6 protein-coding genes are annotated in these 6,696 nt (G+C 33.2%); 3 read left to right on the plus strand and 3 right to left on the minus strand.

What is annotated here, in order from left to right; all coding sequences use genetic code 11:
- Window positions 1–13 precede the first annotated feature (13 nt).
- The 3 genes from KA909_RS05630 to KA909_RS05640 form a co-directional block, all read right to left on the minus strand.
- Window positions 14–1,213, minus strand: coding sequence for a putative multidrug effflux MFS transporter TcaB (locus KA909_RS05630; protein ID WP_210130033.1), 1,200 nt, complete (start codon window positions 1,211–1,213; stop codon window positions 14–16).
- Between the two features lie 235 nt (window positions 1,214–1,448).
- A complete protein-coding gene (locus tag KA909_RS05635; RefSeq protein WP_193838999.1) occupies window positions 1,449–2,249 on the minus strand; it encodes a hypothetical protein in 801 nt (266 codons plus the stop codon).
- Window positions 2,250–2,266: 17 nt separating this feature from the next.
- The gene (locus tag KA909_RS05640; protein ID WP_193839000.1) at window positions 2,267–3,412 is read right to left on the minus strand and encodes a glycerate kinase; all 1,146 of its coding nucleotides are present in this window, start codon (window positions 3,410–3,412) and stop codon (window positions 2,267–2,269) included.
- A 138-nt stretch (window positions 3,413–3,550) separates the two neighbouring features.
- On the opposite strand from KA909_RS05640, the gene KA909_RS05645 reads away from it, so the two are divergent.
- The 3 genes from KA909_RS05645 to KA909_RS05655 all read left to right on the plus strand — a co-directional run bounded on the left by KA909_RS05645 (window position 3,551) and on the right by KA909_RS05655 (window position 6,524).
- Window positions 3,551–5,023, plus strand: coding sequence for a hypothetical protein (locus KA909_RS05645; protein WP_193839001.1), 1,473 nt, complete (start codon window positions 3,551–3,553; stop codon window positions 5,021–5,023).
- A gap of 27 nt (window positions 5,024–5,050) precedes the next feature.
- Entirely contained in the window at window positions 5,051–5,431 is a 381-nt protein-coding gene (locus KA909_RS05650; protein WP_053028717.1) for a GtrA family protein, read from the plus strand.
- Between the two features lie 211 nt (window positions 5,432–5,642).
- Complete coding sequence (locus KA909_RS05655) at window positions 5,643–6,524, plus strand: cation diffusion facilitator family transporter (RefSeq protein ID WP_210130034.1); 882 nt, start codon at window positions 5,643–5,645, stop codon at window positions 6,522–6,524.
- The last annotated feature ends 172 nt before the right edge of the window (window positions 6,525–6,696 follow it).

Raw genomic sequence — 6,696 nt, forward strand, 5'->3', positions numbered from 1 at the left:
TTCTATTCAATGATTATGTTGGGTTACGATGATTTCTAAAGTAAATAACTTGGAGTGTAATTAATACAATTGCAGTTACGATAATGACAACCATGTATGGTGTTGCATCATATTGTCCTTTGAGTCCTACTATTGGAGAGATGATTCCGCCAAGAATGAATTGGAATAGTCCTAGTAAACTAGAAGCATTACCACTTCCACCTGTACGTTCCTCCATTGCCATAGAAAAACCTAGTGGGCCAATAGATGTGACAGGGCATACGTTTAAGAAAAATGCAATTAGTAAAATCCATAACGGACCATGCATTGATAATGTAATAACAATTAACACGACACCTATTACTTGTATTAACGTTAAGTAAATCATGAGTTTGAAACGATTAATATACTCGACTAAAAGTGCCACAATTTGGCTAACTATGATTAAGCCTACACCATTAATTGCTACCATTATACTGAATTGCTGAGGTGTCATATTGTATAGCTTTTGCGTTATGAATGGTGAAGCGGATGAAAAACTAAATAACATCACATACGTTAATCCTTGTAGCAACATTGGAATGATGAATCGTGGTTTCTTTAATAAACTTCCAAAATCTAAAAAGATTTCTTTAAAGTTTAACGATATATGTTCTGATTGATGTGTAGTAGGCATCGTCGTCACGACACCGATAAGCACAAGTAAACTTATAACGGTCAGAATGACAAAGACAATTCTCCATGAACCAAGTGTCAAAGATAGACCGCCTAGTAAAGGCATGATGATTGTAACAATACCATTAACGACCATCAGTGATGCTAGAAATTTAGCTAATAAATCACCTTGATATCTGTCTCCTGCAAAAGCCTTGGCTATAACTATAATGCCGCCTGCAGTAAAACCTTGGACAAATCGAATACATAAAAATAGCATTAAATTTGATGCAAAGATACCACTCAGTGTAGCTAGGAAGAAAACGCATAATATGATAAGACCCATTCTTTTACGGCCAAATGCATCAGATAATGGTCCGAATAAGAATTGACCTAATGCTAAACCTATCATTGCAAATGATAAGGTGAGTTGAATTTCAGATGTTGATGACCTAAATTGATGTTGTGCTTCAGGTAAAGCAGGAAGGTACATATCAATGATCATAGGTCCGAATGCAGTCATTACACCTAAGACAATAAGTAGCAATAGGGGTAATTTTGTATGTGTTGATGGTTGCATAATGTGTCTCCTTAAAAAGTTTGCAAATTACATTATATAGGTTTTTTGTGCATTTGTAATTTACAAAATAAAAAAGGAACGAGTTAGAATTCAATTTATCTTCTATCTCGTCCCTTACAACGGTACGTATATCTTAGAAAACATGCTTTATCTGTCTTCTCAATGTCGTCTACGATAACGTATTTGCAATGTAGATATAGCGTATTATGTTGTATGTGATTTGTTTATGGGTTTATCACTGTGCATTTGTATCACTTGAGTTACCAAGTATACTATTTAATTTCTCTTTAATTTCATCAAATTTTGTATTCACATCATTAAGTAAGTCATTTACTTTACTTTGACTTTCATTATTTTGTTGCGCGTTATTCGCTTCTTTCAATTTATTTACTTGATCTTGATAAAATTTAGTCAATTTAGAATCTTCGCCTGTTTGTTCACTATTTTTTAAACTATTAATATCATCTTGAATTTGTTTGATTCTTGAGTCTGTATCCACTTTGTCTTTAATGTCATTTTTGGCTTCTTCGACTTGTTGTTTAATGCTATCACTTTGATTTTCTACTTCGTTTTTATAGTCTTTAGATACTTGGTTGTCATTTGAAGTAGTATTCGTTTGTTGTTCATTACCACTATTGTGGTTAAATAGCGCTCTCGTCGCAAATATTGCTACGATAATAAGCAATATTGCAATAATAGCTATAAGCCATTTTTTTGATTTTTTATTTTTTTCATTTTCTTCTTCTAATTGTTGCTCACGTCTGAAGTCACGGTCATTATAATATCTGTTTCCATTGTCGTCATAGTCATCATTACGTCGCTCATAACGCGCTTGATGGTCATAGTCATCATGGTAGCGTTGGTCATCATTTTGATATCTAGAATCATCATCACGATAACGTGCATTGCTACGATTGTATGCTTCTTGGCTTTCACGTCGCTCATGACGTGTACGTTCATCGGCACTTTGTCGATTACGCTTGCGATATTGTTCATCATATTTGTAAGAATCTTTATATTTATCTGTTCGTTTCATGCTAGTCACCTCATATTTCAAATAATTTGTTTCAGTAGTCGAGCAATATTTTCAGCAGTATGTGTCATGTTGCGCTTACCATTACTTAATAACGATGGTAATGCTTCTGGTTGTTCAATTAAACTAAATGCGCTATCTATACCATGATTGTAAACATCCTGATACCCTTCGCCAAGACTTCCACAAATAGCTATCACTGGAATATGATGTACTTTTGCTGCTTTTGCTACCCCAATGGGTGTCTTACCAAAGACAGTTTGCGCATCCATTTTACCTTCGCCAGTAATAACAAGGTCTGCGTCTTTCACTCTTCTCGAAAAGTCTGTTTCTTTTAACACAATGTCAATGCCTTTAGAAAGTGACGCATTGAAGAATGCAAGAATACCCGTACCCAACCCTCCGGCGGCACCAGCACCTGGAATGTCTTTAACATTTAGATTTAATTCTTGTTCTATCATATCATGATAGATCGCTAGTGCGGAATCCAACTTTGGTATCATCTTAGCGTCAGCACCTTTTTGTGGACCGTAAACTTCAGTTGCGCCATTAGGTCCTAGTAATGGATTTGTTACGTCACAAGCAACCTCAAATGTAACGTCCTTCAGTCTATGATCTAGATTTGATATGTCTATATATGCTAGCTCAGATAAATAACCACCACCTAATTTTAAAGGTTGATGTTGCGCATCTAGAAATTGCGCACCTAATGCACATAACATACCGCTACCACCATCATTAGTAGCACTTCCACCAATGCCTAAAATAATTTTGCTAACATCGTGATTTAGTGCATCTAATATCATTTCGCCTACACCATAAGTTGATGTAATGAGTGGGTTACGTTCGTCTTTTGATAATAAATCTAATCCTGATGATGCAGCCATTTCAATAATGGCAATTTGATCATCATCCGAGCGGGCATATGACGCTTCAATACTTCTATGTAATGGATCGTGTACAGGAATCGTATAGGTTTTAGCATTAAGCGCTTCTTTTAATGCATCTGTTGTGCCTTCACCACCATCAGCCATTGGGATAATGTCATAGTGAATCGCATCATCAAATACCGCTTTAAAACCATCTTGAATGGCTAAACCAGCTTCTTTAGCTGACATACTCTCTTTAAATGAATCAGTAGCAATGACTATTTTTTTAAGATTCATCTTCGTAAACCTCCTAGTGTTGGTATAGTATAAAATAATATTTAAATGTATAATTGATAAAATAAGAATATAATATAATCGATTATGAGAGGTTGATTGTAATTTAAAATCAAACCTTCTGACATAAAGGAGTTCGACATGCATAGACTTAAACAACATGAATTTTACATCTGGATGATTGGATTAATCCTATTTTACGGATACTTAGGTTTCATTATCCCTTTACATAGTACGGATTGGTTTTGGGGGAGTACCCATGGCATACAGGTCGTTAGTAACGCGTTTGAAAATTTTAATGGACGGTACATTAGCAATATATTAGAATTCGCAAGTGTTCATTCTATAGTAATGCGGACCATGTCATTTGCACTTATTTCAATCTTTATCGTGTTACTGTTATTAAAGTTATTGAATCAAATAGGTAACACAAACATTTTAATTGTCATTATGGTTTTATTATTTATTATACCCAATTCTTTATTTTCACAAAGCTATGGTAACTTTGAATTTTTTTATACGTATGTTTTTGGGTCATGTTTTTCACTATATCTATTAAGTTTTATATTGAAAGGATTACTTAAGGAAGAAGAATATAGCCGAATAGATGCGTTTATCTTTTGGGGAATATGTTTATTAGGACAGTGGTTTGCTGAACCTCTAACGTTTTATAATACTACAATATTATTGGTTGGCATCATTTACTATGCGATACGATACCATAAACTTGACTACAGTTTGGTGCTTGGATGGTTGCTGTCATTATGTGGTGCAATGATCATGTTATTAAATGAAAAATATATTTATATTTATTCAAGTGTTGAGGCGTTAAGAGGGCACTTAGATATGTTAGGGTTGACTCACAAATTTGAATCATCGCTTCTCAAAGATATTCCAAACAATTTGTTTTTTAATAATAATACGATTTTATCTTTAATCGTAATTATCATTATAATATTACTCTTAAGAAGTAGCACATTCTCAACGTGGTCTAAAAAGAAACAATTCAGTTTACAAATAGGCATGTGTGTATTACCTATCTATAAATTCGTTATATATGAACCTTTCAATGTGAAACAACTATCTGAAACACTCACGTTTGAAGTCATTCATATTGTATTGTGCCTGATGTTTATGGTGAGTATTGTCATATCATGCAAGCTCATCGTTCACTCACCATACAATCGATTGTTGGTAAATATGTCGCTGATTTCAATTCCACTAAGTGTATTACCAGTTGTATTAATTACTGAAGTTTCAGTTAGACAGTTTTATTTGGCTTATCTATTTAGTATGATAATACTCATTATTTTAATTTCAGAATTAAGCTTTTTGACTTTGAAACATTATAATATTCTAAAAAGTTGTATAATTATTTTTGCAATTGTAAATATGTTTATTTTCACTGATATACACTTTCGTAGTGAACAGAGACTAGAAGATGTGCACGCACAAATGAGTAATAATCAACGTCACATTAAATTATCACATTTGCCGTATGAAACGTATTTATTTGAAATGACACCAGCAGATGAAGCGGATGTAACTAACTTCAAAGAGTTTCATCACATTTCAGAGAAATATTCATTTAAAATATTGCCGTTTGAAGATTAAAGAGAATGACGACAAAGGAGAATCACGATGAAGTTGACTCAAACCCACTTAGAGATTATTAAATTTATAATTGTGGGGGGTATTAATACCCTTAATTATTATATTGTGTATCTTATATTATTAAAATTATGTCATGTGAATTATATGATCAGTCACATTGTTGGTTTCTTAGTGAGTTTCGTAATATCTTACTATTTGAATTGTTATTTTGTTTATAAAGTAACGCCAACTTTAAAGAAATTTTTAAGCTTTCCTTTAACACAAGTCATTAATATGGGAATGCAAACACTCTTACTATATGTGTTTGTTAAGTGGTTTCAATTTCCGTCTGAAATCGCACCATTTGTTGGATTAATTATCACAATTCCAATTACGTTTATAGTTTCAAAATGGATCTTAAAAGATTAAAAAGAAGCTATTATATTTAACAATTACAACAGTGACAACGACAGACCATAAATTGAATGATTATTATGGGTGTCAACTTAATTAATATTTAGGTTTTACGAAAAATTTAATTCGCTTAAATATATGAAAATTATAGAAATTAAAAAACGTTGTCAATCATCTTTCGATGGTACATACTATTGATATTAAAGCATTTAAGGTGGTAGACAACATGTCTCAAAGTGAAAATCTTAAATTAGCGCAAAGAGGTGCTTATTTAAGTTTAGTAGTTTATATCATTTTATCTGTTTCTAAATATATAACAGGCTTTGTATTTGATTCAGCAGCAGTTAGAGCAGACGCTTTGAATAATATGACAGACATTATTGTATCTATTGCTGTCATTGTTGGATTGAAAATTTCAATTAAGCCAGCAGATAAAAATCATCCTTATAGTCATTTGAAATCTGAAAATATCTCTACACTATTAGTATCATTTATTATTATGTTTGTGGGTATTCAAGTTGTGATTGAAAATGTACCTCGAATATTTACGAATGAACATCATACACCAAATGTCATTACAATTTTTGTGAGTTTAATCAGTGGACTTATTATGATTGGTGTCTTTGCAATCAATCATAGACTGGCTCAGAAGACCAAGAGTAGCTCATTAAATTCCGCGGCAAAAGATAATTTGTCAGATGGTCTTGTTAGTATAGGGACTGCGATTGGTCTAGTATTTACCCAATTCGGATTATCTATCGTCGATGTCATATTAGCGACGGTTTTAGGACTTTTAATTATTTATACAGGTTTTAGTATTTTTAAGGAGTCCATATTTGCACTGAGTGATGGTTTCAATGAGCAAGATCTTGAAGAATACCGTAACGTTGTTTTAGAAGTAGAAGACGTTAAAGACGTGAATAATCTTAAGGGACGTTACCATGGCAGTAGCATCTTTTTAGATGTAACAATTGTTGTTGATGCACATTTATCACTGCAACAGGCACATGACATTTGTGATAAAGTAGAAAATCACTTACATAGTAAAGGCATTTCTTCCGTGTACGTTCATCCCGAACCAGACACGTTAAATCAAATGATTGATTAGAACGAGATTAATGATGATTAGGGGAGCGAGACAGAATTCTTTTAAATTCGTCGTCCACTCCCAGCTTGCTTTGCTTGTAGAATTTCTTGATGAAATTCTCTTTGCTGGGGCCCCGACTCCCAACTTGCTTTGCTTGTAGAATTTCTTAGTGAAATTCTCTTTGTTGGGGCCC

The organism is Staphylococcus sp. GDX8P54P, assembly GCF_017893165.1.
Taxonomy (GTDB): Bacteria; Bacillota; Bacilli; order Staphylococcales; family Staphylococcaceae; genus Staphylococcus; species Staphylococcus borealis.

Coding starts and splice junctions, on each gene's coding strand:
- KA909_RS05630 (WP_210130033.1), bottom strand. CDS start 1,213: ATGCAACCATCAACACATACAAAATTACCCCTATTGCTACTTATTGTC.
- KA909_RS05635 (WP_193838999.1), bottom strand. CDS start 2,249: ATGAAACGAACAGATAAATATAAAGATTCTTACAAATATGATGAACAA.
- KA909_RS05640 (WP_193839000.1), bottom strand. CDS start 3,412: ATGAATCTTAAAAAAATAGTCATTGCTACTGATTCATTTAAAGAGAGT.
- KA909_RS05645 (WP_193839001.1), top strand. CDS start 3,551: ATGCATAGACTTAAACAACATGAATTTTACATCTGGATGATTGGATTA.
- KA909_RS05650 (WP_053028717.1), top strand. CDS start 5,051: ATGAAGTTGACTCAAACCCACTTAGAGATTATTAAATTTATAATTGTG.
- KA909_RS05655 (WP_210130034.1), top strand. CDS start 5,643: ATGTCTCAAAGTGAAAATCTTAAATTAGCGCAAAGAGGTGCTTATTTA.